The sequence below is a fragment of the Pseudomonas sp. LBUM1643 genome, from assembly GCF_059716215.1.
The window spans coordinates 1,124,779-1,150,633 of record NZ_CP166813.1 but is presented as its reverse complement, the minus strand read 5'-3'; the positions used below and the strand labels follow the sequence as shown (position 1 = coordinate 1,150,633).

Annotated in this window: 23 protein-coding genes; 16 read left to right on the top strand and 7 right to left on the bottom strand. The window is 56.8% G+C overall.

The window, feature by feature from the left end; translation table 11 throughout:
* Positions 1–2: 2 nt before the first annotated feature.
* Positions 3–779, top strand: a complete 777-nt coding sequence (locus ACA063_RS05040) for a hypothetical protein (protein ID WP_497665016.1) — start codon at positions 3–5, stop codon at positions 777–779.
* A complete protein-coding gene (locus ACA063_RS05035; RefSeq protein WP_224787685.1) occupies positions 776–1,381 on the top strand; it encodes a hypothetical protein in 606 nt (201 codons plus the stop codon). The genes ACA063_RS05040 and ACA063_RS05035 overlap by 4 nt, the downstream gene beginning before the upstream one ends.
* Positions 1,382–1,964: 583 nt before the next feature.
* On the opposite strand, the gene ACA063_RS05030 is transcribed toward ACA063_RS05035, so the two are convergent.
* Entirely contained in the window at positions 1,965–2,222 is a 258-nt protein-coding gene (locus ACA063_RS05030; protein WP_497665015.1) for a hypothetical protein, read from the bottom strand.
* Positions 2,223–2,339: 117 nt separating this feature from the next.
* Between ACA063_RS05030 and ACA063_RS05025 the strand changes: the two genes are divergently transcribed.
* The 5 genes from ACA063_RS05025 (at position 2,340) to ACA063_RS05005 (ending at position 7,034) form a co-directional block, all read left to right on the top strand.
* Positions 2,340–3,212 carry a helix-turn-helix transcriptional regulator gene (locus tag ACA063_RS05025; protein WP_497665014.1) on the top strand — a complete coding sequence of 291 codons (873 nt, stop codon included), beginning with the start codon at positions 2,340–2,342 and terminating at the stop codon, positions 3,210–3,212.
* 135 nt (positions 3,213–3,347) lie between these two features.
* A complete protein-coding gene (locus ACA063_RS05020) occupies positions 3,348–4,379 on the top strand; it encodes a tellurite resistance TerB family protein (protein ID WP_497665013.1) in 1,032 nt (343 codons plus the stop codon).
* A 12-nt stretch (positions 4,380–4,391) separates the two neighbouring features.
* Entirely contained in the window at positions 4,392–5,990 is a 1,599-nt protein-coding gene (locus ACA063_RS05015; protein WP_497665012.1) for a hypothetical protein, read from the top strand.
* 384 nt (positions 5,991–6,374) lie between these two features.
* Complete coding sequence (locus ACA063_RS05010; RefSeq protein WP_497456213.1) at positions 6,375–6,560, top strand: hypothetical protein; 186 nt, start codon at positions 6,375–6,377, stop codon at positions 6,558–6,560.
* Positions 6,561–6,665: 105 nt separating this feature from the next.
* On the top strand, positions 6,666–7,034 hold the full coding sequence (locus ACA063_RS05005; RefSeq protein WP_497456214.1) for a DUF5064 family protein: 369 nt from the start codon (positions 6,666–6,668) through the stop codon (positions 7,032–7,034).
* A gap of 12 nt (positions 7,035–7,046) precedes the next feature.
* Here ACA063_RS05005 and ACA063_RS05000 read toward each other — a convergent pair whose 3' ends face one another.
* The 4 genes from ACA063_RS05000 to ACA063_RS04985 form a co-directional block, all read right to left on the bottom strand.
* Entirely contained in the window at positions 7,047–8,837 is a 1,791-nt protein-coding gene (locus ACA063_RS05000; RefSeq protein ID WP_497665011.1) for a SulP family inorganic anion transporter, read from the bottom strand.
* A 49-nt stretch (positions 8,838–8,886) separates the two neighbouring features.
* Entirely contained in the window at positions 8,887–9,708 is an 822-nt protein-coding gene (gene ppk2 / locus ACA063_RS04995) for a polyphosphate kinase 2 (RefSeq protein ID WP_497665010.1), read from the bottom strand.
* 42 nt (positions 9,709–9,750) lie between these two features.
* Positions 9,751–10,413, bottom strand: coding sequence for a hypothetical protein (locus ACA063_RS04990; RefSeq protein WP_497456217.1), 663 nt, complete (start codon positions 10,411–10,413; stop codon positions 9,751–9,753).
* A 357-nt stretch (positions 10,414–10,770) separates the two neighbouring features.
* Entirely contained in the window at positions 10,771–12,807 is a 2,037-nt protein-coding gene (locus ACA063_RS04985; protein ID WP_497665009.1) for an SEC-C metal-binding domain-containing protein, read from the bottom strand.
* Between the two features lie 254 nt (positions 12,808–13,061).
* Between ACA063_RS04985 and ACA063_RS04980 the strand changes: the two genes are divergently transcribed.
* The 7 genes from ACA063_RS04980 (at position 13,062) to ACA063_RS04950 (ending at position 18,539) form a co-directional block, all read left to right on the top strand.
* Positions 13,062–13,280 carry a hypothetical protein gene (locus ACA063_RS04980; RefSeq protein WP_497665008.1) on the top strand — a complete coding sequence of 73 codons (219 nt, stop codon included), beginning with the start codon at positions 13,062–13,064 and terminating at the stop codon, positions 13,278–13,280.
* A 115-nt stretch (positions 13,281–13,395) separates the two neighbouring features.
* On the top strand, positions 13,396–14,013 hold the full coding sequence (locus tag ACA063_RS04975; protein ID WP_497665007.1) for a recombinase family protein: 618 nt from the start codon (positions 13,396–13,398) through the stop codon (positions 14,011–14,013).
* A gap of 342 nt (positions 14,014–14,355) precedes the next feature.
* Complete coding sequence (locus ACA063_RS04970; RefSeq protein WP_497665006.1) at positions 14,356–14,592, top strand: hypothetical protein; 237 nt, start codon at positions 14,356–14,358, stop codon at positions 14,590–14,592.
* A 290-nt stretch (positions 14,593–14,882) separates the two neighbouring features.
* A complete protein-coding gene (locus ACA063_RS04965; protein WP_497665005.1) occupies positions 14,883–16,415 on the top strand; it encodes a multicopper oxidase family protein in 1,533 nt (510 codons plus the stop codon).
* A gap of 12 nt (positions 16,416–16,427) precedes the next feature.
* Entirely contained in the window at positions 16,428–17,564 is a 1,137-nt protein-coding gene (locus ACA063_RS04960) for a hypothetical protein (protein ID WP_497665004.1), read from the top strand.
* A 3-nt stretch (positions 17,565–17,567) separates the two neighbouring features.
* Positions 17,568–18,128, top strand: coding sequence for an SCO family protein (locus ACA063_RS04955; protein WP_497334139.1), 561 nt, complete (start codon positions 17,568–17,570; stop codon positions 18,126–18,128).
* A 75-nt stretch (positions 18,129–18,203) separates the two neighbouring features.
* Positions 18,204–18,539, top strand: a complete 336-nt coding sequence (locus ACA063_RS04950; protein WP_497334141.1) for a hypothetical protein — start codon at positions 18,204–18,206, stop codon at positions 18,537–18,539.
* A 180-nt stretch (positions 18,540–18,719) separates the two neighbouring features.
* Here ACA063_RS04950 and ACA063_RS04945 read toward each other — a convergent pair whose 3' ends face one another.
* A complete protein-coding gene (locus ACA063_RS04945; RefSeq protein ID WP_497665003.1) occupies positions 18,720–19,340 on the bottom strand; it encodes a tyrosine-type recombinase/integrase in 621 nt (206 codons plus the stop codon).
* Between the two features lie 135 nt (positions 19,341–19,475).
* The gene (locus ACA063_RS04940; protein ID WP_497665002.1) at positions 19,476–20,432 is read right to left on the bottom strand and encodes a LysR family transcriptional regulator; all 957 of its coding nucleotides are present in this window, start codon (positions 20,430–20,432) and stop codon (positions 19,476–19,478) included.
* Positions 20,433–20,568: 136 nt separating this feature from the next.
* Here ACA063_RS04940 and ACA063_RS04935 point away from each other — a divergent pair, with 136 nt between their 5' ends.
* The gene (locus ACA063_RS04935; protein WP_497665001.1) at positions 20,569–21,627 is read left to right on the top strand and encodes an SDR family oxidoreductase; all 1,059 of its coding nucleotides are present in this window, start codon (positions 20,569–20,571) and stop codon (positions 21,625–21,627) included.
* A gap of 473 nt (positions 21,628–22,100) precedes the next feature.
* The gene (locus ACA063_RS04930; protein WP_497665000.1) at positions 22,101–25,631 is read left to right on the top strand and encodes a GAF domain-containing protein; all 3,531 of its coding nucleotides are present in this window, start codon (positions 22,101–22,103) and stop codon (positions 25,629–25,631) included.
* Positions 25,632–25,855 lie beyond the last annotated feature (224 nt).

The window sequence follows — 25,855 nt, the reverse complement described above, 5'->3', positions numbered from 1 at the left end:
TCGTGGCCGCCCTGGACTACCTGCTCCGGGCCGGCCTCACCGCCGAGCACAACGGAGATAAACTTCGCCTGCGCCCCGCTGACCGCATCACGGATGCCGACCGACTCTATGTATGCAAGCACCGCGTCGAGCTCATTGCCGAACTGAATGCGGCTAATGATCCGACCCTTTGCTGGTTGCACCTGCTGGTGTTGGCCAACGGGTACGTGGTGCAAGCATGCGGCGATATCGACACCGCTATTACAAAACAAAAGGCTCATCAGCAGCACGGCGATACCCTGTTGGCGGTAGTTGCAGTCCCAGGCTTCGAGCGTCCTCTCTCCGAGGCGGAGATCGTCAAGGCGCTAATCGGCACACTCGCCACGCCATCGTCTAAACCTACTCCGTCGAGCCTCTGGCTGCCTCGTGTCGCGCGTCTGCTCGGCACCCATCCTGCTGTACTGCTGGACGAGGGGCATTTGGAGCCGCACGACCTTGCCGAGCTGGCCGATGCGGACGTCGTGCTGGTGGCCGACACGATCCACGTTAGCCCGGCGTGGATCAACCGGCCGCAGCGGGTTGAGCAAACGGCCGAGATCCACACCGTGGAGGAAGTTAAGCCGCAGCACATCATCCACACCGCAGCTAAGGCATCACAGGCATGGCGAGAGGCCGATGCGGCACACACCAACCATCTGATGAGCTGCCGCGCCTGCCATGCGGCAACCGGCCGTTACTGTCCGGCTGGCGTTGATCTGCGCCAGCGTTATAACAACACCCAGATGGAGACGAGCAAATGAACGATGCCCCGTCAGTGGAGTTTGCCATTGAGGAGAATGAGGAACGGGCCAATGCCCGTAATTACCTGACTCCGGAGTGCAAGAACGCCGCATTGCTTGTCAGCAGTAACCTGCTCGGCAAGACGTCGTTCCTCGAGGCTGTCCTCGAACTGGGTCGGCAGACGACTGCAATCAACCGCGGCGACATGAGCCGAGCAGAAGACATGCTGGTATCGCAAGCGCACTCTCTGGATGCTCTATTCGTGCATCTTGCGAGTCGTGCACTGTCGTCTAAAAACATGGGCGGGCTTGAGTCCTACATGCGTCTCGCACTTAAGGCTCAGAACCAGGCCCGGGCGACCTTGCAGACCTTGGGCGAACTTAAAACCCCCAAGCAGGTCGCTTTCGTGAAGCAGGCGAACATCGGCAATCAGGTCCAGGTCAATAACGGTATTCAAGAGAAGCCCGCGCGCACGCGGAAAACCAAAAAAGCGCAGAACGAACTATTGGAGGTTGAGCATGGCGAACGGTTGGACGCCCGAGCGACGGGCGCGGCAGGCGGAGCTGATCCGGCAATGGCGACCTTGGGAACAAAGCACCGGGCCACGAAGCACCGAGGGTAAGGCCGCCGCGGCGCGCAATGCCTGGACAGGTGGAATGAGGCCGTTGCTGCGAGAGCTGGCCGAAGAGCTGCGAGAGCAGGACAAGATTCGTCGCGAGATCCTAGACTGAGCGAAACGCCACGGATGGCGATTACCAAGTGCTTACCCGCCCTGAATTTGCTAACGCGTATCACTTTGAGTTGTCCCGACAAAGTGCAACGAAAAATACCTTTCCTAAGCCTTGAAATCAAGACTCGTCCGTTCCGTTTTGTCCAGTTGTGTGTTGCACCTGAGGTGCACATAAAAATAACACTGCGATGGAATTGACAACGCCCTTTGCAAGCCGCCCCACTGAGTAAATCCCTATTTAGCTTGACCGGTACGGGGCAGTTTGTGCGAAACCTACAACCCCGCTCCCCTTGAGCATCTTCTAGGGCCTCTTACTTCCATCACGGTGAAAGTGGTTCGATTTCAGAACCAATGAAGTGGATCAGCAGTCGCTTAAAAAAGAAAAAGTATTCCCTCCATGTAGGCTCCGCATCAGTCCCAGGGCATCACAACATGCTCCAACTATCTCGACCATGCGATAGCCTACGGACAGTACTCATTTGGCTTCGGGCAACAACTCCTCCAGCAACGTTACCTTCCTCTGCAACTGATCCACATGCGCCCTCTCAGCACGTAGTGCCGAACGAAGCTCCTTGTTCTCCGACTCATGAATGCGCGCCCAGCGCAAAGTCGTACGGCAGTTGACAATTGTGCCCCACACCTTTTGCAACTTCAGATAATGGGCCAGCAGCAACAAAGCAATCACCACCATCATCACCAGGGCCGCTGTCGAAATCACATCCGTCGTAGTCATGTTCAATCCTTTCGCTAAGTCATTTGTTCCGAAGACAGCCAAAGAATATGTAGTGTTTTATTACACGTATAGATTGTAGACTTGTACAGGTAAACAAACCACGCACATGGACGGGCCATGAAACGTACACAAGAGATCAACCAGGTCCGCTGGGACCTGGCACTTCGCTATCGTTTGATCGAAACCGTGGCCTGGTGGGAGGGCCGCCTTACCACGGGCCACCTGATGCAGAGCTTCGGCATCAGCCGCCAGCAGGCGTCCAAGGACATCAACACCTACATCACCGAACATGCGCCTAAAAACCTTACATATGACAAGCAGATGAAGGGGTATGTACCGAGCAAGCACTTCAAGCCGCTGTTCATTGAGGACAGTGCCAATGCCTATCTGCAGCTGCTGAACCAGACCCACTCCCGAGCGCCGCATGTGGAGGGATTGGCACTGGCTTATGCGCATACCAAGGTACTGGAGGTACCGGACCGCACGATTCGTCCGCAAGTACTGCGGCCACTGCTCAAGGCGTGCCGCAATGGCGAGGTGATCGCTATCGAGTATGTGTCGCTGTCCAACCCCGTGCCGGAGACCCGGCTAATATCACCGCATACCCTGGTCTACACGGGCATGCGCTGGCATGTGCGGGCTTATTGCGAGAAGAATCGCAAGTATCGGGATTTTGTTTTGAGCAGGTTCCGGGGGGAGCCTGAATTCGAGCGGATGAGCGAGAAGCTGATCGGCGAGGATGAGGAATGGAACACCCGTGTTGATGTGGTCATCGAGCCGGACTCGCGTTTGAAGCTCGAGCAAAAGGCAATCATTGAGGTCGACTTTGGGATGGAGCACGGTGAGCTGGTGATACCGACGCGGTGTGCGCTGGTGGGTTACGTGTTGCAGCGGTACCAGATCGATCCAAAGAAGCTTGAGCCCAAGGCGTCGGCACAGCAGATTGTGGTGAAGAACCTGGAGGCGTTGAAGCCTTGGCTTTATGAGTAGATACCATGCAAATGACGGGTAGCCTTCGTATCGCAAGAACAGAGGCCATTCGAAAATGTCACTGCAGGCATATTGACACCATGCACACCCTATGGAGAATCACAGGCACTTTTGTCCACCATGGATGGCCTGCTCATGTATCGACGTATCTTCCTGCAATCGGCTCAAGGCTTCGGTGCCAACCTGGTTAGCCACGAGAGCGAACCGATGGTCCGCAACACATTGGGCTGCACCTTTATTTTCTCGTCCATCGGCGACGCCCTATCCCGAGCTTACGACTCGGCCAAGGAAACCGTCAGCGACGTGGCTGACAAAGTGGCTGATACCGTCTCCGATGCGTATGACGCCACCCGAGAAACCGTTGGCAATGTGGCCGATGCTGTGTCCGACACCGCCTCCAATGTCTATAGCTCCACTGTCGAAACACTGTCCGACGCGGCAGAAACAGTGGGTGACGCCGTGTCCAATGGCTACGACGCCACTTGCGATTATGTGGGCGACGTGGTCTCCGGTGATAAGGAAATAGACTACCTGAAAGTACTCGGCGGTGCCGCGATCGGCGTGGGGGCCATCGCGGCAGCCCCCTTTACCGGCGGCGGATCGCTGGTCGGTGGCGCTACCCTGCTGGGGTCACTGGCCGGGGCCGGCACCATCGCCGCTGCCGTGGGCGCTGGCGTTGCCGGTGCCGTGGTGGCAGCGAACCTGGACGGAGACGAGCAAGCACGCAAGGCCGGGTTCGATGCGGGCGTCAAGCAAGCCAAAGCCGAGCAACTGGCTGAGATCTCGGTGCTGAGAGACCACCTCGAAAAAGCCATGGAAAGCCTCAAGGCAGCCGGCAATCACTTCAATGCAATCATCGCCCTGAACGCCGTGGCAATCGCCACCGCGCAATGCGACGGCGATATCACACCATCGGAACGGGCAAACATTGAGCTTTTCATCAATGGCCTAGCCGCCGACGCCATCCCAGAGGCGGTCAAAGCCAAAATCGAGTCGCTCTACCAGCAACCGCCAACGGTGAAGGAAGTCTTCGAGCTGGCGAAACAATCGGGCATGAGCCTGTCCATCTTCGACGAAATCATCCACCTGGTAGTGCTCTCGGACGATATCGTACACCCGCAGGAAGCGGCCTTTATTCAAGCCTGGAACAGCCAAAAAACCGCGTAAGGAAAGCGCCCGATGAGCAAGCTCGAACAGTTCAGAAAACAGCAGGCCTTGCGCGAGCAACTGGCCAAGCGCCCGCTGCTTCACGCCGCTGCCGCTCCTGAAGATGTAGCAGCGCTGCTGGCCAAGCAGGCCGACAGCGCACGTCTCGCCAGCCTGGACTACCACGCCTCGTTGAGCCTCACGCTGCAGGCCGCCCCACAGGATGCTCGCGAGCTACTGAGAGAGCTCGAACAGGAATTCGACCAGGCTCGGGTGAACGAGCTGCTGTCCAAGGCACAGCGCGACATTATTGGCTCCATTGCCGGTCCACTGGGATTGGGTAAATTCCTTGCGGTGTACGACAAGCAAGGGGGTAATGTGACGACCGTTCACAATGCCCAGCAGGACATCTATGCCAATCCTGACGAAGAAAAATACAACCGTGATCATTACGACAAAGGCAGGAACAGCGACGGCAAAAAGTTCTCCGGAGACAGCAATTCTTCGGTAGGCGCCAGCTTCACCAAAGGTCAACTGGACAACAAGGAGCAACTCACCGACGGCTACACGGGCGAAACGGTGATGGGCAAATACACCAGCCCCGACCACATCGTGCCGCTGAAGACTTACCACCAAAACGGTGGGTTCATGCAGTCAAAGACCCAGCGCGCCGACTTCGCGACCGACGCCGAGAATCTCATCTCCACCCAGCGCAACATCAATATCTCAATGAGCGATGATGAAAAGCTGGTGTGGCTGGAAAAGAACTCGAACGGTCGCAATGTTACTAACGAAGAATATTACGGTGTTGATCGCAAGCGCGTAGAGGCAGCACTGGAACGAGGCCATGCGACTGCCGAACGCCACGGCCCGAGCACCTCGGAAAAAGCCGCCTACTACACCGCCCACGCCGCCCAGACCGGTATGACCGAAGGCTTGAAGATGGGCACCCAGCAAGCCTTCGGCATGCTGATGGTCGAACTGTTCAGCAGCGCATTGGACGAGATCAAGGACCTGTACCGCAACGGCTGCCAGAGCGACACCATCCTTGCCGAACTGCGCGAGCGCCTGAAGCGCGTGGGCATCAAGGTAGCAGCCAGGTGGGAACAAATGCTCCACAGTTTCAGCGGCGGCTTCATTTCGGGCTTCGTGTCCAACTCCGTGACCGTGATGATCAACCTGTTCGTCACCACCGGCAAACGTGCCGTACGGATGATCCGCGAAGGGATCTTCTCGCTACTCAAAGCACTGAAGACCTTCTTGTTCCCGCCCGAGGACATGACCTTCGCCCAGGCGGCACATGAAGCCTTGAAGTTGCTTGCTGCAGGCGGCGTCGTGGTGGGTGGCGTGGCCCTGGAAGAGGCTGCCGAGAAGCTTATTCTCGGGGTCCCCCTGTTTGCACCGTTTGCTGGTGTGCTGACAGCCGTGCTAGTGGGGGCGGCGACCGCGCTGAGCATGACTTTTGTCTGCTACCTTCTCGACAAAATCGATCTGTTTGGTGTGGTGCGTGCTGAGCGGGACAAGCAGATGATCGGGGCGCTGGATACGCGTATTGATACGCAGATGACGCTGTCGATGTGCGTGATCGAAGAGTTGGACGAGTATTTGCTGACTGCGCCATCCCCGGCTTGAAATACTGCTGCGCTGGGGCGTGTTTATCACAGCTCCAGAGCAGTTTGTTTCCTAACCTGTCGATTACTTCGCCCATCCCCTAATTGCCCGCCATACTGAAGTTTCGGGCAAGTCTCTTAGCCGAAAGTAGTCCTACGCGACCGTCTATATTGGGTCGTTTGCTGCCCTTGGCGACAGACAGCAATCGGCTAATAGCGGACGTAGGTGTCCGGCGTTTACTGGCCAAAAGCAATCACCCATTCATTAAGGCTTTTTAGACACAATCAGCTTGGTCCGACTATCGGGCAGCAGTAGGTAACCCCTAGCTTTCGCCTAAGCTCTTACCTAATGCGATTACATGGAGAGAATCGAAGCCACTTGATCTTTCAAAGCGTGGAGATTCCGATGATCAAGCATTTGAGTCCTATTTTTTTAATTGCCGCTACCATCTGTCTCGGTGGTGCGTCCTGTCACGACCAAAAAGAAGAGGATAATTTGCAATACAAGCAAACGATGGATGGCAGCCCAGCTCGCACGGGAATGGGAATTATCCCCCGACAACAAATTCAACCCCGAATGAATAGAATGTAATCATCTCAGATGCAAGATTTGAGCGCTGCGAACGCCTCGAGGGAAGCTCGCTGATGAGATGTCCAAAACTAATTTTTACAGGGCTACCCCCCAAAGGAGCATCCCATGTTTACACCAGGGCGTCTTCATCGTTCCAACACTCCTGGCAACCCGGGAGTACCGCAATACAGCATTGATGTCTTCTATGAAGTTCGTCACGACCCCAAGGAAGGCATGCTGATGCACTTCAAGATGGTTGGAGAGGTATCAGATCGCACCTTTACTGAAGAATTCGATATGCACCGCGACACTGCCTTCAACTTTGCCAGCCGAGTGGCCAAGGCTGCGGTCAAGCATGGAGTACCCGCCAATGCCAGTCTCATCATGCGCGGGCACAAAGAATACGACGCAATGTTCGAGGATATTCGCGACAAACTCGGCGTCCAACCGGGCGAGTCGGTCAATCTGGATAACGCTGAGAACGACCGTCGTTGAGTGACTCCAGTACTACTCAGCGAGCCTCGTCCTGCCGACCCGGTAATCCACGGGATGAATCACGAGATAGCTGCTGACTGCATCATCTATGGTTGGAAAGAACGCCGTTTCGCCAAGCCTTGCGAAAAGCCCGAATCGCTTCAGCTTGTCCTTGACCGGGTCCTTCATCTCGGCCACGCACAACTTGATGCCCGCCGCGTGCAAGGTTTCGTCCAGTTCACCCAGCATGTCTGCCGAGGTCACGTCCACACTGGTGACGGGTTCTGCAGTAACTACTAACCAGCGTACGGGCGTAGGCGATGCAGCCACTGCGTCAAGCACTCGCTCATTGAACAGTTCGGCGTTAGCAAAAAACAACGGTGCATCCCAGCGAAACAGGACCAGGCCAGGTATAAGGCTCGCGTCGGGATAACGCTGGATGTCGTGGTAGCCCTTGACGCCCTCGGCTTGCCCCAGCACTGCGGAATACGGCCGCCAGCCATCCCACAGAAATTCGATGACGGCGATCAAGATGGCCAGGCCGATGCCCTCAATCGCGCCAAACACAGCCACGCCGACGGTGCAGACGAGCGACAGCCAGAACTCCCAGCGCTGGATGCGATAGATTCGCCGCAGGTCGGCGACTTCAATCAGACCGATGGCTGAGGCGATGACGACCGCTGCCAGTGCGCTGCTGGGCAAGCTCTGCAACAGGTTCGGCGCCACCACCAGCAGCAGGGCAACAGTCACCGCGCCGACAACGCCGGTCAACTGGCTTTTCGCGCCTGCGGCTTCAGCCACGGGGGTACGTGAAGAACTACTACTGATTGGAAAGCCCTGGAAAAATCCAGCCGCGAGATTGGCAAAACCGAGCCCCGCCATCTCCTGGTTCGGGTCCACGTAGGTACGGGTCCGCGCTGCATAGACACGAGAAAGCACGCTGGTGTCGGCGAACGACACCAGGGCGACGGCGCAACCGCCAATGAGCACGGGGACAATATCGGCGCGGGTGATCCAAGGAATGGCAAACGCAGGCAAACCTTGAGGAAGAGCACCGAGCACCGACACCCCGGCACGCGCGCCAAGATCCAGCACACCGACGGCAATAGTCGCACCGACCACTGCGATCAAGATGCCTGGCACCCGTTTGTAGGGTTTGAGCAGAAGGATCACGATCAGGGTGGCTGCGCCGATCATGAACGCGGTCCAGTTGGTCTTTCCTTCCATTACCGCGGTGGCGATGGCCCACAGGTTTCTCCCCGGGCCATCGGACTCAATCGAAAAACCGAATATTTTGGGTAATTGGCTGATCAATACGGTCAACGCGATGCCGTTCATGTACCCGTAACGGATGGGTTTAGACAGCAACTCCGTAATGAAGCCCAGCCGCATGATGCCTGCCAGGATGCACACGGCTCCCGACACGATAGCCATCATGCCTGCAAGGGCAACGGCGCGATGAGGGTCGCCACCCGACAGGGGGAGGATGACAGCCAGGATAACGGCGGCCAATGACGAATCCGGGCCCAGCACCAGAATCCGGCTAGGCCCGAACAATGCGTAGGCGAGTAGCGGAACGATGGTCGCGTAGAGGCCATAGATGCCGGGTACGCCCGATGCCACGGCGTAGGCGATGCCCACGGGCACCAACATCGTGGTGAGCACTAGGCCGGCGATGATGTCGTGACGCAACCAGGCGACCTGGTAAACGCGCAACGTTTGGAGTCCAGGAAACCAACGTCCCCAGCCGGTCTCACCGCTGGCATCGCGACGTACAATTCGGCCCGGTTCCGGGGCGGGAGGCGAAGAATCCGAATGGCTCATGGAACTGTGGCCCTTTGGTGTACAGCGCAGATTCGCTTAAACGTGTCCGTCAGAATTTTTCGGGAACTCGCCGGTGCGGATAATCCGGGTCGCGATAGCCACCTGGCTTCTGCCGCTTGGGCAATATTACCTCCTCGCGCGCAACATCTTCGTATGGGATACGGCTGAGCAAATCGGTAATGATGTTAAGGCGCGCCCGGCGCTTGTCGTTCGAGTTGGCCACCAGCCATGGGGCATGTTCGGTGTCGGTCGCCTTGAACATGTCATCACGCGCGCGTGAATAGTCATACCAGCGGCTGTATGACTTGAGATCCATCGGGGTCAGTTTCCATATTTTGCGTCCGTCCTTGATGCGTGCCTGGAGCCGGCGGGTCTGTTCGTCTTCGCTGACTTCTAGCCAGTACTTGAGCAGGATCACGCCAGAGTCGACGATTGCACGCTCCACCAGCGGCGTTGTCTTCATGAAACTTGCAACCTGCTCTTTGGTGCAGAATCCCATCACCCGCTCAACACCCGCACGGTTGTACCAACTGCGATCGAAGACCACCACTTCGCCAGCCGCGGGAAGGTACGGCAGGTAGCGTTGGACATACATCTGGCTTTTCTCTCGTTCACTCGGCGCCGTTAGCGCCACCACTCGAAAGACACGGGGGCTCACGCGTTCGGTGAGCGCTTTTATCGTCCCGCCCTTGCCGGCGCCATCGCGCCCTTCGAAGACGATACAGATCTTGATGCCCTTGGCTTTTACCCACTCCTGCAATTTGACCAGTTCGACGTGCAGGCTGCGCAGTTGCTCAAGATAATCCTTGCTCTTCAGTTTCAGGCTTTCAACAGAGTGACTCTTGGGGACCTTTTTCTTGTCTTTTGCCATGATCGAGACCTCACCAATAAACAGCGTAGGGTTGCAATCTGTTCATCCACCGAGCGCGATGATCGCGGTGATCAGACCAGCGCCGGTGACTGCCAACGCAATTGCGCCTTGCCACGGTTTTGCGCCAGCGTATTTCGCGAGTACCCAACCGGCGATGAACAGCACTCCGAGTCCGACCAGGTTAGAAACGCGTACGGCAAGCGCCGTCTGATCCAGCACCAGAAACGGCACCACAAGCGGAAATGTCGAGAGCACCACCAGTAGGAAAACACCCACCGCCCCCTTGAAATCATCCCAGCCGAGGCGCGGCGGTAAGGGCATAGATGAAAACTCGAGCACACGGCGACGCAGCGATTCCAGATCATCCGTGCCGACCACTGCCGCGATACGAGGGGGTAATGCCTCAGCGATGAGCGCTTGCCCGGTGGCTGCATCAGTCGCGCCGCATAGACTTGTGTGTAGCGTGCGGTTGCGTGTGCGCTCGATCAGGGTTCGCAGTAGATACATTAGCGCATCCGCGAGGCCCCACGCGAGGTTGCAACCCAGCGCGGCGACCATCATCGTACGCTCCGCCTCCTGGCCAGCCGTCGCCACGCTGATCGTTCCAGTGAAAGTCATCGCCATGAGCAGGCCAAAGATGACCTCCGTGACACGCTCGACCGGTTCAAGCACACGGGCTCGCTTTTGCTCTCCAGTGCTTTGCATGCGGTCATCCTCGCCACGCTGTATCGAATTGCGATAGGGATTTAGAAAGAGTTCGCCTCACCAGCCACTACAGGGACGAGCTGATTAGGCTGTGACTGGCAAGGCGAACAACTAGACATTAGCTCAATCGAACAACTTGTCTCGTTCCACATGCCCGATGCCCGCCATTAATCTGGACATCACTCCGCAGGAATATATGTACCTCCCTACCTTTGGAGCGCCAATCGCGAATGACTGCTATGGGTCGATAGCCGACACTTCAATCCGCACGGTGTCGAGGCCCATTGAACAATAGGCCGTCGAGGAGCGAGGATGAGGTTTCTCGGCTCGTCTAGGTTTAAGCGACATCAAATAGCGTTACGGCATGCAACACTTTTTGTATTTTTTGCCGCTTCTGCAGGGGCAAGTGTCGTTGCGTCCCACTTTCTGGCCATGGGTTTGGCGAATGAGGGACGACAACGATGATATTGGTGCTGGGGCCTGGGCATCCCTAGTCAGCTCGTTCATCTGCTCAGATTCGGTCCATGGGGAATTAAGACTCACGCCGAACTGAATGTCGCAATCTCCACCGACGGCCAAGCCGAACCACGTATCTGATTGCAGGATGTACTTACGCTTGTGGCAATGGAACTGCAGCCGGCGCATGGCTGCCGCCGAGGGCATTGCATTAGAGTGGAAACAAATACCGGCCCTTCCTTGCTCGGCACCGATTGTAAAATCGTGGCCCTGCCCATCCTTTCGCGTCATGCGAGTTATGGCCTCAAGCCCTCGATGGATATTAAAAGCGGCGTCCTCATTCATGGCCAAAAGCTGAAATCCGAGTTCGAGCGTTGCTGGATTGGCCTCAGCTTCAATCTGGGAAATCACCTGCTCATACCGCGTACCAGCTAATCTGGTCAGTATGCCTTCGGGAGTGCGCTGGCCCGGATGCCCCTCCCGCCGGACAGTCATGGCGGTGTCGAGGTCGATCGAATATGAGTCATCAATCATCACGTGATTGATTTCGTCATCGAGCCACATATTTCGTTTCAAGTGAAACCCCAAAGCCGTCAGCTCGTGACTGAGATTCAGCTTACCCACCGCGGCAATTCGAAGGCGGATGTAGCTAAGGAACCTAAGAGGTGACGTGAGCATCTCCGCGAGGGCGTCCAAGAGGAAGACATCCATCACGAAGGGCGCTTTAACAACCTCGGTCGTCTGATACGACAGGTATTGGCTGGATTGGAATGCCAATGCCGGGTAGTGCTCGGAAACGATGTTGAAGAGGTAAATTTCTTTCGCGGGATGAGGTAGCTTTACTTCCCTGCCTTGGTCGTCCTCCAGCCGATACCCACCCTCAACAATAATGCTCGCACACTCCCATCCTTGCTCGTACGACTGCTGAATCGCCGCTGCGAAGTCTGACTTGAGTTGACCATCGTTGCCTTTCCGGGCCTCAAGGGTCAGTTTTTTCGACTTCGCCTGAACAATGATCAACCGATCGCCGAAAACGACCAGCACGTCGGCCTCACCAGCAATGTCCTTGCCTTTAAACAAATTTACGTTGGTATGGACATTGCCCTCACCAAAGACTGCGGCAAGCCTCCTGGCTGCGAACTGCTCCGCAAATGCGCCGCGATTTGCCATGGCTTTCGATCGGTACGGCTTGTCGGCCCACATCCAGAAAAATGGCGATTCGTAGAGAGCCTCGTAGATGGCGTAATGCTGGAAGAGCAACACCGTACCGCGACCGGTCAGCAGTAGCGGCGTGGCCGCGACGGCATTGAAATCGCCAATGGTGTGAAATTGCAGATTGTCACCAGTCAGCGTCAAAGCGCGGAATACGGCCTCGACAATGGCTACATCCAGTCCGCTTAAATCCGAGACAAGCTTCGCCGAATACTCAAATGCTGCGAGCAACATGTGAGGCTCAACCTCTGGTGTATTGGAGCCGGTGAAGGCGGCGCATGACCTCTCGTCCATAAGGGCGCACATGGTGTGTGCAACGACCTGTGACTGGCCGATGGAAAAGCCCATTTTTTCAACGAGCCAGTGGTCATCTGCACCGTACTTTGCGGGAAGAAAATCACGGTACTGGAAACTGTAGGCGGACTCGGCCCCATAAAAAATCGGCTCTCGCATGGACATGCCGTCCCAGGCTGCTCCCGTGTTGCTCTCGCTCATGGCCTGATCTTTCAGGGCTGACATCATCGGTCGGGAAAGAGCGTGGTGTAGCTCCAACATGAGTGTATCGGTGCGGGCTACCAATTCGCCCAAGACCTCTACAGTGGGCACGCTCATGTCCAGAGCCTGACGAACCATCAACCCGAGCAGAGTTGTGATTTCAGTCCTTAATAAGCGGTCATTGCTAAAAAGCGGAGCCATGTCATCCGGATTCAACTCGTCTTTGTACACGACTAGGTTGTCCCTATGACATATGAAAGCAATCGCATGGACATAGCCGGGTGAGGCTGTCAGCTCAACAAGATCAGCAAGAACCTCAGTTTCGGATCGACTTATTGGCGTCGGCATGCGGCATTACTCCGAGGGATACTTCGGTCAAAAGATGCGCAAGTATCTAGGACTTCTGTGAATCTTGCGTAAGAGCCTAGGATAAAGGGGGCGGATTTACTTTCTCTTTCCGCACCACTCATTCAAGGACGATACCCATGTCAGATAACTCTGAGGCCCGCATTGCCACGGCAGACGCACTCACTCTGCTTCTGCACAACCAGCACGCCATATGTGCGGCCATTGAGGAGGTGACCAAGTGGCTTTCTGAGAATGGAGTGGAAAGCGTTGCCGCTAACGCAATTGCGGCCATGGAAACCTTGGACCGGAATGCTCAAGACATTACCGGCGCCATCATGCGGTTACGGCAGTTATAGGTATGCCTTAGCTGATATGGGCATATTGAAATTTATTTGCCCTTTCCGCTTGATAAGTGACACCCATAGTGCAACAGTATTAGTAGAACACCCTAACTGATACGTGAGGCACATCATGTTCATCCGCGCATATCTCCGAGCATCAACCGAAGAGCAAGACGCCAGCCGCGCCCAGGCCTCGCTTGAACAGTTCGCCAGCGACCATAACAAGGACATTGCGAGCGTGTATCTGGAGAATGCCAGCGGCGCCTCCGCAGATCGGCCCGAGTTGCTGCGTCTGCTTAAAGATGCGCGCAAGGGTGACGTGCTGCTGGTGGAGTCAATAGACCGGCTTTCCCGCTTGCCTGTGGAGGACTGGCAGAAGCTCAAGGCCACGATTGATTCCAAGGGACTGCGCATCGTCGCGCTCGATCTCCCGACCAGTCACCAGGGAATGCAGGACACGAAGGGCGACGAGTTCACCGGTCGGATGCTTGGCGCTATCAACTCGATGCTGGTGGAAATGATGGCAGCCATTGCGCGCAAGGATTACGAGCAACGCCGCGAGCGTCAGGCCCAAGGTATAGAGAAGGCCAAAGCTGCCGGTAAGTATCAGGGCCGGCCGATTGATGAAGATCTGCACAAGCGCGTTACGGAACTGCTCGGTGCAGGCCTTGGCATCCGCGCAACAGCCAAGCACGCCAACTGCTCAACCACCACAGTCCTCAGGATCAGGGACTTGGCCAGCGCCTGATGCGAATCCACTGTCGATTTCCGCCCGTCGCCGCTGTCAGCTATGGGTCGTTCTCTCGCCCCTCGTAACAGGCAGAAATCGGCCAATAGCGGCCCCTCGCAACAGGCAGCAATCGGGCCATAAGCAGCCATCGGATGGAGTGATGGAAAATGGCAGCTAAGCTTTCCTCTAATGCCGGCCTTTCGCTTAGTCAGCCCTTCGTAACCGTCTCGGAGGGGTGCCAGTGAAACGATATGCAACGCTCGTCGCGGTCCAAACTTTTCGTGCCTGGTACCGAAATAAAATGAGTAATGGTTTTGCCGGATCACCGCCGAGAGTGTTAACGACAACGGGAGTTTTCCAATGCGAGCCAACAGATTGATTCTTGTAGCGTTTCTTTTGATCACAGGTCTGATTTCTCATTCGGCCATCGTCGTTGCCGAAGGGGATGTTGCCAATGATGTCAGGGATGGTGTTAGAGACGTCGACAAAGATGTTGATCGCGATGCAAAAGACGTCGATGAAGAAGCAAAAAAACTGGAAAAAGAACAGCATAAAGGAGATCGTCATCTAGACAAGGAAGAGAAAAAACACCTTTGAGGGATTGACGATGAGCCCAAGGTAAGCGACCGATTTTTTTCCTGCCAGCAGGAGAAATCTTGATTCAGTCCCGTTTTCTCACTGAGTACGGGATATCAGTGTAGGCATGGATCCAGGCCCTTGCGCCTGCTCGTGTCTGTTCTACACTGCAAAACGTTGCGCGCAAATCTACTCAAGGCCACGCAGGACTTGGTTTTTCACATTGCGCGGTGGGCTGCTCACCTTCGGCAACATGCGGGCGGATTGAATCACAACTGTCATTCCCTGCCATGCTACTGGAGGTCGCAAACATGCCAAGCGCTTTCGGCGTCCGTGCCTTTGCACTCTGCGCGAGCGTGGTCGCTCTTGCGCTCAGCGCATGCTCGACCCAAAGCTCCACCGAGCCTGCGTCCCTGCCTCTGCGGCAAAACCCCGAGTTTTCATACGATGGCAATGGTGTGACTCATGCCACGCTGACGGCGGCCGAGCAACAGGTCAATGTGGGCAATGAGCGATATGTTTCGTTGGTATTCAACGGCGATTACGATTCGCCGCTGATTCGCACGCGACCGGGCGGAACCATGGCGATCCGTCTGGATAATCGTATGGACGAAATCACCAACCTGCATTTTCACGGCATGCAGGTGTCGCCCCTGGACGAAGGCGATAATATTTTTCGCGTGACCCAGCCCCATCAGATTGGCATATACAACGTCAAACTACCGCTGGCTCACAGCCCGGGTGCCTACTGGTATCACAGCCATTTCCATGGCGGATCCCAGCGCCAGGTGTCGGCAGGGATCGCCGGACCTATCCTGGTCGATGGCATGCTTGACCCGTTCCCCGAACTCAAGGGCATCAAGGAACAACTCCTGGTCCTGCGTAACTTTCAAAAAACACTGACCGGCAAAGTCGCCAGCGAGATCATCACCAGCGCGCCGTCGATTCGCACGATCAATGGCCAGGAAGTGCCGATCATCGACATAAAGCCGGGGGAAACCCAACTCTGGCACTTCATCAATATTGCCGCCAACCAGTACTTCCGAATTCGCATCAACGGCCAGTCGGTGCAGGTGCTGTCGCGCGACGGCAACACCGTTACGCGCAGGGTCGACACTGACCAAGTGCTGATCGGGCCGTCGGCGCGTTTCAGTGTGTTGGTTGTTGGGCCACCGGCGGGATCCTATGAAATCGAAACCGGCTCCGGCAACACTGGCCCGGCGGGCGATGACTATCCCGAAGCCAAACTTGCCGTGCTGCGCTCCAGCGGTGAGCGGGTCGCGACGCGGCAGATCACCAGCGCCTACCCAACGGCCGAGGACTTCAGCAAGATCGCAATGAACAAGACGCGCCAGTTCGCCTTCCAGGATTCTGACACCGACCCCAATGCGTTCCTGATCAACGGCACACGTTTCGAGCTGGACCGGGTCAACACCACGGTCAAACTTGGTGACGTCGAAGAGTGGCGCCTGTTCAATCCGTCCCAGGAATTGCACCAGTTTCATATTCACCAAGTGGACTTCCAGGTTACCCAAATCAACGATAAACCGGTGCAGTTCAGCGGCTATCGGGACAACGTGTTCATACCCGCCACAGGCTCGATCACCGTGCGAATCCCCTTTCGCGATCCGGTAATTCTCGGCAAGTTCGTCTACCACTGTCACATCCTCGAACATGAGGACGGCGGCATGATGCAGGCGATCCAGGTGGTCAAGCCCGAGGACTACGAACAGGCAGTCAAGCTTGAACCCCTCGGCGGGCTGTACGGTGAAAACAACCAGTTGTGCTCCTACCTGCGCAACACCGGACAGGACCCGAAAGCGTCCAGCCCGCTGATCAAGTAAAAGGGGTACGCCATGTACAACTATCGCTTGGCTGTGTTGTTGATGGGATCGGTGTGGGCCGTTGAGTCGACGCTGGCCGATGACGGGCAGTACCCCAATGTCGGCATGGATTACGACGCGACGTTTCAATATGACCACGTTCATGGCGATTCGCCCCAGGGCGGCAACCGCAACACCGGGGACGCGTACCCGGACATCAACACCACGTTCTACTTTCGCTTAACCCATGATCAGCAGATACAGCTGTCCACCGAGATCAATCCCGTAGCCGGGCCTGAACCTGGGCAAAAGCGTTTCTTCGAAGACGTGGGGCTGGTGATCAATGACTTGAACTACTACCAGAACAACGCCAACTCGGCCTTTTCGGTCGGCAAATACCATGTGCCGTTCGGTCGGGCGCAGGACCAGGCGCCCGGCCTCTACACCAATGATTACGTCGCCACCTACGACCTCGACGGCATGCTCGGCGGCACAGTGGCGTACCGCTTTTTCGACCAGAAACTGGGGATGATTGAACCCAACCTCAGCGTGTATACCGCGGACAATTCGTTTCTCGGCCGGCCCTACCTGCGCCATGGCGAGAAGTTGCAGCGCAGCGATGGCGGGCCATCGAATACCGGCAAGCTCGACTCCTATGCGATGACGGTGAACTGGATAGCGATTCCGGCGGTGCCTTATCTGGAAATGCAGGCTGGCTATATGTTCAACAAACAGGCCGAGGATACGACGCAGCCCGATCCACCTGGCGAAGACGATGAAACCATCAAGATCGCCTCGGCCCGCTATATCTGGGCCTATGCGCCGAGTACCGATCTTGAGCCTACACTGGACGGGCGTTACTTCGATATCGTGCCCTTCATCGAATTCGCCGATGTCGACAGCGAAGATGGCATCAAGGGCAATGACACCCGCTACCTGACTACTTCCCTGACCTTCGATTTCGGCGACTGGGCGCTGGGCGTGACGCGCACCGACAAGCATCGCGAATCGACCGGGGGCGCGGATCGGCAGGACTACCTCAACGAGTTGAGCCTGACCTACAACATCACTGGTCAGATCAAACTTGGCTTGTCCGCCGGCACCCAGAAAGAGGACGGCCAGATGTCCGAACTGGTGGGCTTGGCGCTGACCTATTCGGGAGGGTACTGAGCAATGAAGTGGCTAACGACGCTGTTTTTGATCGGGTTGGCAGCCTGCACGACAGCGGCGCCCCGCACCGATATCGGCGGGCCATTCCAGCTGACCAATCAGAATGGCCAGCGCGTCACGGAGCGCAGTTTTGGCGAGCCCACGCTGCTGTATTTCGGCTTCATGACCTGCCCGGCCATTTGCCCCACTGACCTTGCGAAAATGGCCCGCATCAGTCGGCAATTACAACAACAGCAGGGTATTTCGGTACGACCGGTATTCGTCACCATCGACCCGGAACGGGACACACCAAAAAAGCTCAAGGAGTACGTGAAGTACTTCTCCGACAACTTCGTAGGTTTAACCGGCTCGGCGCAAGAGATCACCCGCATCACCGACGCCTATCACGTGTATTACAAAAAAGTGCCGACCGGCGATCAACCGGGGCAATACATGATGGATCATTCCACCCTCCTGTTTTTACTCGATGCCCAAGGCCGCTACCTCAAGCATTTCGGGCGTGGGCTGGATGAAAAGGAAATCGAGAAACAGATAGTCGCTGCACTGACTGATGCCTCGGCCTGACGTGCCTGTATCGGTCAGACGGATGGGGGCGGCGTTTCTGTTATCAGGTTGTTAACCCATGCGCGGAAAAATGCCATGAACGAAACAAAGTCTCCTGTCAGCTTGAACGAAGACGTTTGTGTTCATATCTTTACCGCTTCTGCCGCCATGGTCGGCGTATGCATTACGGTGATCGGGATTTTTCAAGTGGTGACCACGTTGAGAAGTGAGGATTCGCTGGGGGATGACTTTCTTGCGATCAATGCCATTTTGTACTTGGTCACAACACTTCTATCGTACTGGGCGCTGCGTACCAGACAGTTGAACCGAAATCACTTGTTGGAAAAGTTAATCGACGGTCTTTTTCTGACTGCCCTGACCTGCACGACGGGCATTGCAGGCTTTATTACGTGGGCGATCACACTGAAGTAATTGTTAAAAACACTCCTGTGTTGCGCTCGCCTGTCAGGCTTTAACTCACGATCCAAAACCTACAAAAATTGCCGGCTTTTTTCGTGACAGGTAGTCCCTGTGCCGCAGTATTCCGCCTCTCCCACCGGCAGCTTAGGGTCGAATAGCGACGGTCTAGTATCGACCGTCACTAGGGGGGGGTTAGACCTCTGTCTGCTCAGCCATTTCCAGGGCATCATCGACCTCGATTCCCAGGTATCTGACGGTGCTTTCCAGCTGCGTATGACCTAGCAGGAGTTGGACAGCTCTTAGGTTCTTCGTCCTGCGATAGATCAGCGATGCCTTGGTTCGCCTTAGCGTGTGAGTGCCGTACATGCTTGGATCAAGGCCAATGGCGGTCACCCATGCTTTTACTATTCGAGCATATTGCCTGGTGGAGAGATGATCTGAGCTGTGCAGCCGGGTCGGAAACAAAAAATCCTCGCTGCGGAGGTAGGCCTGTCGCATCCAAGCTTCCAGAACCGTTCGGGTTTGCTCAGTGATTTCAAATTGCACTGGGTGCTCGGTTTTCTGCTGCATCACGATGGCCCGTGACGACACATGTTCTCCATGGGCTATATCCCTTACTCGCAGCTTGGTTAGATCACAGGCACGCAGTTTGCTGTCAATAGCCAAGTTGAAGAGCGCCAGATCCCGTGTCTTCTCCGCGAGCTGGAGTCTGACCCGAATGGCCCAGATATCTCTGACTCGAAGCGGGGCTTTCTGCCCGACGAGCTTTCCCTTGTTCCAAGGCTGATGTCTGTTTTTAGCAATAATGTTCATGGCTCGTCCTCCACGTTGAGGGAGGACAAGGGTGGATCAATCACAATGAGTGGAGGTCGCTAACCGACCCATTGCGGACTAAGTGGCGCTCCAGTAAGCATATGTGGCCAGGTGGGCATTTACGAAGCACATGTTTTACCAAGCATCGCCCATCCGCTTTTCATCAGGCCCCTGACCATGTTCCAGCCTTTTGAGTTGTACGTTCGCGACCAGATAATCGAGAAAAACACGAACCCGTAACGGCATCTGCGTGCCTTGGCCGAGAAATACCGCATGGACGGGATCAATGTCTCCAGGGTTGAAGGCTTGCAGTATCGGCAAAAGTTTTCCTGATTCAATGTCGTCAACCACTTGGAATTCATCGAGACGAGCCAAGCCTACTCCTGCCAGTGCTAGCTGGCGAAGAGCCTCACCGTCGCTCGCCGTCACATTACCCGCTGGCGAGACAATCCATTGCGAGCCATTCACGATGAAAGGCCAGCCTTTCAGTGTGCGTGTGTAACCGAAGTCCAAGCGGTTATGGCGGGTCAGGTCTTCTGGCACGGTCGGCAGGCCATGGCGCTCCAGATACTGGGGAGCTGCGACGACGACCATCCGTGTTTCGCCGAGCTTTCTCGCCACCAGGCGCGAACTTTCCAGCGGGCCGTGACGTATCGCAACGTCGGTGCGCTCCTCAATCAGATTCACCACTTGATCCGTGAGTACGATATCCAGCTCTATACCTGTGTAGCGCGAGAGGAATTCGGGGATGAGGGGTAATAAAACTCCTCGGGCAAAAGGCACACTGGCACTGACCCTGAGAAGCCCCCGTGGATCGCCCTGTCCGGAGGTGCTGCGTTCAGCATCCTCCACATCCGCAAGAATTCTGACGCACTGTTCATAGAACGAATGGCCTTCCGGCGTGGGCGTCAGTCGCCGAGTCGTTCGGTTCAGCAAGCGTGCCTGAAGGCGAGTCTCCAGGCGGGATAGCAACTTGCTGACCGCCGAGGGTGTCATGCGGAAGTCCCGCGCCGCCAACGAAAAATTGCCGAGTTCTATAACCCGGACGAACACTTCCATCTCTGCCAGACGGTTGATATCCCAACGTGCCATTGTGAATTTATGTCATATAAGCCATTCGTGATAGCAGTCTATATCACAGATCATCCCGTGGGCATCATCTCTCTCAACCCCGTGTACAAGGACGGAAGGAGAAATAAATGATCAGAATTCGAAATGGTGAGGCAGCATGAACCCGACTATGGCAAACCCCAAGGTCGCGCTCGTCGTCGGCGCGAACGGCATCATCGGCCATGCCGTGGCAGAGGAACTCAAGCGCGAAGGTTGGCGGGTCAGGGCGCTGGATCGCCGAGCCGTCGTGGGTACCGAGACAATACTGGCGGATCTCACGGATGCCGATGCCGTGGCCATCGCGGTGAACGCTGTCCGAGACACGACTCATGTTTTTTACGCGGCCTTCAGTCCTGATCCGGATCTGGCGGTGGAAGCAAGTCGCAATGCCAACATGCTGGCCAATGTGCTGGATGGACTTGAGCAGGCGAATTCCGCTCTTCAGCGCGTGGTCATCTATCAGGGCTTCAAAATTTACGGCTCTCACCTCGGCGCGAAGGTTCGCACGCCCGCACTGGAAAGCGATGCGGGGCATATGCCACCGAACCTGTACCTTGCACAGGAAGCCCAGCTTAGAAAGCGTGCCGAACACAGCCGCTGGGATTACGTGGCCCTGCGTCCCGATCTGGTGGTCGGGGATATCTACGGCAACACGATGAATATCGCGCTGGTCATCGGCGTTTTCACCGAGCTGTCCCGTGCGCTGGATATCCCGTTGCGATTTCCCGGCACCGATAAAGCCTACGGTCAGCTGCTGCAATTCACCGATGCTGGGTTACTGGCACGGGCCAGTGTCTGGGCTGCACTCAGCGACTCTGCTGGTGGAGAGGCTTTCAACGTCGCCAACGGCGACATTTTCCGCTGGGAGCGTATGTGGCAAGACACGGCCAAACATTTCGGGATGGAAACGGCGTCTCCGGTTCCGTTGACGCTTGCACGCCACATGCCCGACAAGGCCGCGCTGTGGCGGGAAATCGCCGATCGCCACAATTTGATCCAGCCTGATCTGGGCAAGTTGGTCGGCTGGGGATTCGGAGATTTCATCTTTCACACCGAGACGGACATCATCTCGGATACGAACAAAATCTACCGGTACGGATTTACTGAAAGGGTCGACTCGAAAGCCTCGCTGTTCGATGCGCTGGATAGCCTCAAGAAGCAGCGAGTGCTTCCGTAGAGAGATCAGGAGTCGTTTGGATTGCCGCTGGTTTACGCAATCTCGCCAGCGGCAATGCTGCGCTTGAGCAGCGCAGCAAAGATAAAGTCTCTACTGACCGCTATTGGCCGTTTTCTGCCTGTCGCGAGGGGCAGAAACCGGCCAAAAGCAGACTCTCAAATACGAAGACCTATACAAGTGGGTTGACGCTTTTGGCCGCTGTCCCAGCTGATGTGCGGTACCACCATCCCTGCATATTAGCGGCGTTCCAAGTAGTCCCGACGGTGAGTGCTCCCGTGGTACTGTGAGGGGCTGGTTCAGGTTGATAGATCGACGTCAAAGGGCCGGGTGTGATGCTCAGTGGTCTCATTTTGTGAGAATCTCAAACTGGACCATCCCGAGCGAGGGGACGCCCTATACAATTCCTCCTTGGCTACATCTATCCTGAGCCAGCCTGCGTAAAGATATGCTGTGGCCTTCGTTGGGAGATCGGTTTGCTTACTGTTCCGGTAGATCTAATTGATGAGCGCTTGTCTCATGTGCTGAATGCCAGCGAGCGGCTAGTCAGGGCCGGTTCGGTGGACGAGGTCGTCGCCATACTCCGCGACACGGCACGGGCCACTGTCGGAGCGGAGGGCATCGCGATCGTTATCAAAAATGACGATTGCTGCTCTTATGTAGCAGAAGATAGTGTTTCGCCGCTTTGGCAAGGCCAGACTTACCCGGCCGAACACTGCATTTCGGGGTGGGTGATGCGTCGTGGGGAGACGGTCGCGATTCGTGACATTCGGCTCGATCCGCGCATCCCGCAAAACGCCTATGCGCCGACTTTCGTCCGTAGCCTCGTCATGGTGCCCATAGGTAGACCTGATTCGGTCGCCGCGCTCGGAGCCTACTGGTCGGAGGTTCGTACTCATGGCCAAGATACGATCAAACGGCTGGAGAGCCTGGCGCGTCTGGCGACGATTGCCATTGAGAATGCACGCCTTACCCAAGCACGCAATCGCGCGGCAGGACTGGGAGCGGCGCAGACCCGCATCCTGGAACTGGCCGTTGACGGGACTCCCCTCAAGGTCGCGCTGGATACAATCGTCCGCGAGGTGGAAGCGTTGTCCACGTCGCGTTTCCTTGGCAGCATCCTGCTGCTGAGTGAAGACCGCCAGCATTTCCAGTACTGCGCAGGACCGAGCCTCCCCTCCCCATTTAACTGCGCCGTCGAAGGTATCCCTATCGGCCCAAGTGGAGGCTCACGCAGCGCCAAGCTGTTCCAAAATGAGCCAGTGCTTGCGTCTGTCATCCCGAACGACCCGCTCTGGAACGAGCTGCGGGAGCTGGCCATCGGTCATGGTCTGCATGCCTGCTGGTCAATCCCCATTCGTTCGGCGCAGGGGACGGTGCTTGGCACTTTCGTTCTGTACCACCATGAGTCGCGCGTACCGCTGTCGGCGGATACCGAGATCGTCGACTTCGTTGTTCATACGGTAGGTCTCATCACGCAACGCGCTCGAGCGGAGGCTGTGATCCGAACCAGCGAGGCTCGCTACCGCCAGATCGTGGAGGGCGCCGAGGACTTCGCGATTATCACCTTCGATGCGCAAGGAGCGGTAACGAGTTGGAACACGGGTGCTCAGCGCGTCGTCGGCTACCGTGCCGAGGAAGTAGTGGGCCGCGACGGCGACCTCTTCTACACAGACATGGACCAGGCCGAGCGTGTGTTCTACGGCGAGCTTGAACTCGCCCAGAATCAGGGTCGGGTAGTCAACGAACGCTGGCACGTTCGCAAGAACGGTACGCGCTTCTGGGGTTCAGGACTGATGATGCCGCTCGCCATGGATCATGGCGGTTTCGTGAAGATCTTCCGTGACCGTACGGCCGAACACCAGGCGGAAGCGGCGCTGCAAGAGCGCGCGGAGCGACTGCGCTTTTTTGACGAGCTCGACAACCGACTGTTTAACATCCGCCGTGCCGAAGACGCGATGCAGGCAGCCACCGAATTGCTTGGACGACAGCTAAACGCTTCGCGCTGCGCCTATGCGGATGTCGACATTGATCATGACCGATTCTGGATTCGCAGTGACTATAATGCGCCCGGCATCCGGAGCTCGGTTGGAACGTATTGCCTCGACCTTTTTGGCCCAAGGGCTGCCGCTGACATGCGCGCCGGCCGCCCACTAATCGTTCGCGACGTCATCTCGGAGCTTAGCCGCGGCGAGGGTCGTGAGACTTTTGAAGCCATCGGTGTGGACGCGATCATCTGCTGCCCGCTTGTAAAGGATGGCCGTCTGACGGCAATGATGGCGGTTCATCAAAATCAGCCTCGGGACTGGTTACAGTTCGAAATCTCCCTGGTCAGGGAAGTCGTGGAGCGCTGCTGGGCGCATGTCGAACGGGTGGGGGCCGAGATGCGTCTGCGCGAGAGCGAAGAGCGACTGCGCCTTGCCGTCGACCACGCCGATATTGGCTTCTGGGACGTGGATATCGTTCAGGACACGTTGATCTGGCCGCCACGCACCAAGACGATGTTCGGCATCTCGGCCGACGTGCCGGTCACGATGCGTGACTTCTATGACGGTTTGCATCCCGAAGAGCGAGAAGCGACGATCGATGCCTTCGCGGCTGCCAGCGACCCTGAACGCCGCGCGCTTTACGAGGTCGAGTATCGTACGATTGGCAGGGAGGATGGCATTGTTCGTTGGCTGGCAGCGAAGGGTCGAGGGGTATTCGATACGACCGGCCGCTGCCTGCGCGTGACGGGTACTGTGGTCGAGGTGACCACCCGAAAGATCGCCGAGGAAGAACTGCGAAAGCTCAATGCCACTCTCGAAGGCAGGATTGTCCAGGCCGTTGCTGAACGGGAAGAAGTCCAAGCGGCGCTGCGCCAGAGTCAGAAGATGGACGCGATGGGCCAGCTTACCGGTGGCGTGGCTCACGACTTCAACAACCTTCTCACCCCGATCGTCGGCACGCTCGACTTGCTTCAACGAAGAGGCTTGGGCGGCGAACGAGAACAGCGTCTGATCTCCGGGGCCATGCAGTCGGCTGATCGCGCGAAGACCCTCGTGCAGAGGTTGCTTGCCTTCGCGCGCCGCCAACCCCTGCAGGTGGTTCCGGTCGACGTGGCGAAGCTGGTAAGCGGTATGGGCGATCTCGTGGCCAGCACTACCGGCCCGCAAATCAAGGTGGTCGTCGATGCCCCGGAGGATCTGCCTGCGGCAATCGCGGACCCGAACCAACTCGAGATGGCACTTCTTAATCTCTCCGTGAATGCGCGCGACGCAATGCTTGAGGGGGGTACGATCCGAATCTCTGCGAGCACGGAGGTGGTCCACAAAGATCACCGTTCGAAGCTTCCAGCAGGCAATTATTTATGCGTGTCTGTCGCGGACACCGGCGCTGGTATGGACGCGGCCACGCTCGCTCGGGCGGTTGAACCGTTCTTTTCGACCAAGGGCATCGGCAAAGGGACCGGTCTGGGCCTCTCAATGGCACATGGACTGGCATCCCAGTTGAACGGCGCTCTAATGATTCAGAGCACACCGGGACTGGGGACGAACGTTGAGCTTTGGCTTCCGCGCAGCATGGCAGCTCCGGCAGCTCCGGCAGCGGCTTTGACAGGTGTCGAGGCTCCAGAGCTACGATCGACGCGCGGGATCGTGCTGCTGGTCGACGATGAGGAGCATGTACGCGCAAGTACGTCGTACATGCTGGCTGACCTAGGCTACCAAGTGATCGAGGCCGCCTCAGGGGAGGAGGCTCTGCAGCTGCTGGACGCCGGGCAGCAATTTGACCTGCTCGTCACGGACCACCTCATGCCCGGAATCAGTGGGACCGATTTGGCCAGGATGGTCCGCGCCGCCCGGCCGGAGACTGCAATCCTCCTCGTTTCTGGCTACGCTGACCGTGAAGGGCTTGATCCGGATCTCCGGCGCCTTAACAAGCCGTTCCGGGAGAGCGAGCTTGAGGCAAGTCTATCCCACCTCTATGGCGAGTCTGGAGACGGTCACCGAGGCGAAGGTCTGAATTGAATTTCGAGCTAAGCGAAAACCGGGGCCGTATGTCACAGGCTGTTGACCAAAAAGCCACTCGCATTTTCTTCGGGTTGTTTGGTTCCTAACCCACTCGAGGGGGGCGTCGCTCGACAGTAAGGTTCGAGCCAAGACTTCCCCCGCCATATCGGACTGACTGCACAGAGTCGGTTCTGGGCTGGACGTGGCCTTTCACGACGGGCAGCAATCGGCCGAGGCTGTGT

Excerpts from the sequence above, each read along its gene's own strand:
- ppk2 (WP_497665010.1), bottom strand. The coding sequence starts at position 9,708 with ATGGCAAAAGACAAGAAAAAGGTCCCCAAGAGTCACTCTGTTGAAAGC.
- ACA063_RS05030 (WP_497665015.1), bottom strand. The coding sequence starts at position 2,222 with ATGACTACGACGGATGTGATTTCGACAGCGGCCCTGGTGATGATGGTG.
- ACA063_RS04975 (WP_497665007.1), top strand. The coding sequence starts at position 13,396 with ATGTTCATCCGCGCATATCTCCGAGCATCAACCGAAGAGCAAGACGCC.
- ACA063_RS04955 (WP_497334139.1), top strand. The coding sequence starts at position 17,568 with ATGAAGTGGCTAACGACGCTGTTTTTGATCGGGTTGGCAGCCTGCACG.
- ACA063_RS05035 (WP_224787685.1), top strand. The coding sequence starts at position 776 with ATGAACGATGCCCCGTCAGTGGAGTTTGCCATTGAGGAGAATGAGGAA.
- ACA063_RS05010 (WP_497456213.1), top strand. The coding sequence starts at position 6,375 with ATGATCAAGCATTTGAGTCCTATTTTTTTAATTGCCGCTACCATCTGT.
- ACA063_RS05005 (WP_497456214.1), top strand. The coding sequence starts at position 6,666 with ATGTTTACACCAGGGCGTCTTCATCGTTCCAACACTCCTGGCAACCCG.
- ACA063_RS05025 (WP_497665014.1), top strand. The coding sequence starts at position 2,340 with ATGAAACGTACACAAGAGATCAACCAGGTCCGCTGGGACCTGGCACTT.
- ACA063_RS05020 (WP_497665013.1), top strand. The coding sequence starts at position 3,348 with ATGTATCGACGTATCTTCCTGCAATCGGCTCAAGGCTTCGGTGCCAAC.
- ACA063_RS04965 (WP_497665005.1), top strand. The coding sequence starts at position 14,883 with ATGCCAAGCGCTTTCGGCGTCCGTGCCTTTGCACTCTGCGCGAGCGTG.
- ACA063_RS05015 (WP_497665012.1), top strand. The coding sequence starts at position 4,392 with ATGAGCAAGCTCGAACAGTTCAGAAAACAGCAGGCCTTGCGCGAGCAA.
- ACA063_RS04980 (WP_497665008.1), top strand. The coding sequence starts at position 13,062 with ATGTCAGATAACTCTGAGGCCCGCATTGCCACGGCAGACGCACTCACT.
- ACA063_RS04940 (WP_497665002.1), bottom strand. The coding sequence starts at position 20,432 with ATGGCACGTTGGGATATCAACCGTCTGGCAGAGATGGAAGTGTTCGTC.
- ACA063_RS04935 (WP_497665001.1), top strand. The coding sequence starts at position 20,569 with ATGAACCCGACTATGGCAAACCCCAAGGTCGCGCTCGTCGTCGGCGCG.
- ACA063_RS04950 (WP_497334141.1), top strand. The coding sequence starts at position 18,204 with ATGAACGAAACAAAGTCTCCTGTCAGCTTGAACGAAGACGTTTGTGTT.
- ACA063_RS05000 (WP_497665011.1), bottom strand. The coding sequence starts at position 8,837 with ATGAGCCATTCGGATTCTTCGCCTCCCGCCCCGGAACCGGGCCGAATT.
- ACA063_RS04960 (WP_497665004.1), top strand. The coding sequence starts at position 16,428 with ATGTACAACTATCGCTTGGCTGTGTTGTTGATGGGATCGGTGTGGGCC.
- ACA063_RS04970 (WP_497665006.1), top strand. The coding sequence starts at position 14,356 with ATGCGAGCCAACAGATTGATTCTTGTAGCGTTTCTTTTGATCACAGGT.
- ACA063_RS04990 (WP_497456217.1), bottom strand. The coding sequence starts at position 10,413 with ATGCAAAGCACTGGAGAGCAAAAGCGAGCCCGTGTGCTTGAACCGGTC.
- ACA063_RS04945 (WP_497665003.1), bottom strand. The coding sequence starts at position 19,340 with ATGAACATTATTGCTAAAAACAGACATCAGCCTTGGAACAAGGGAAAG.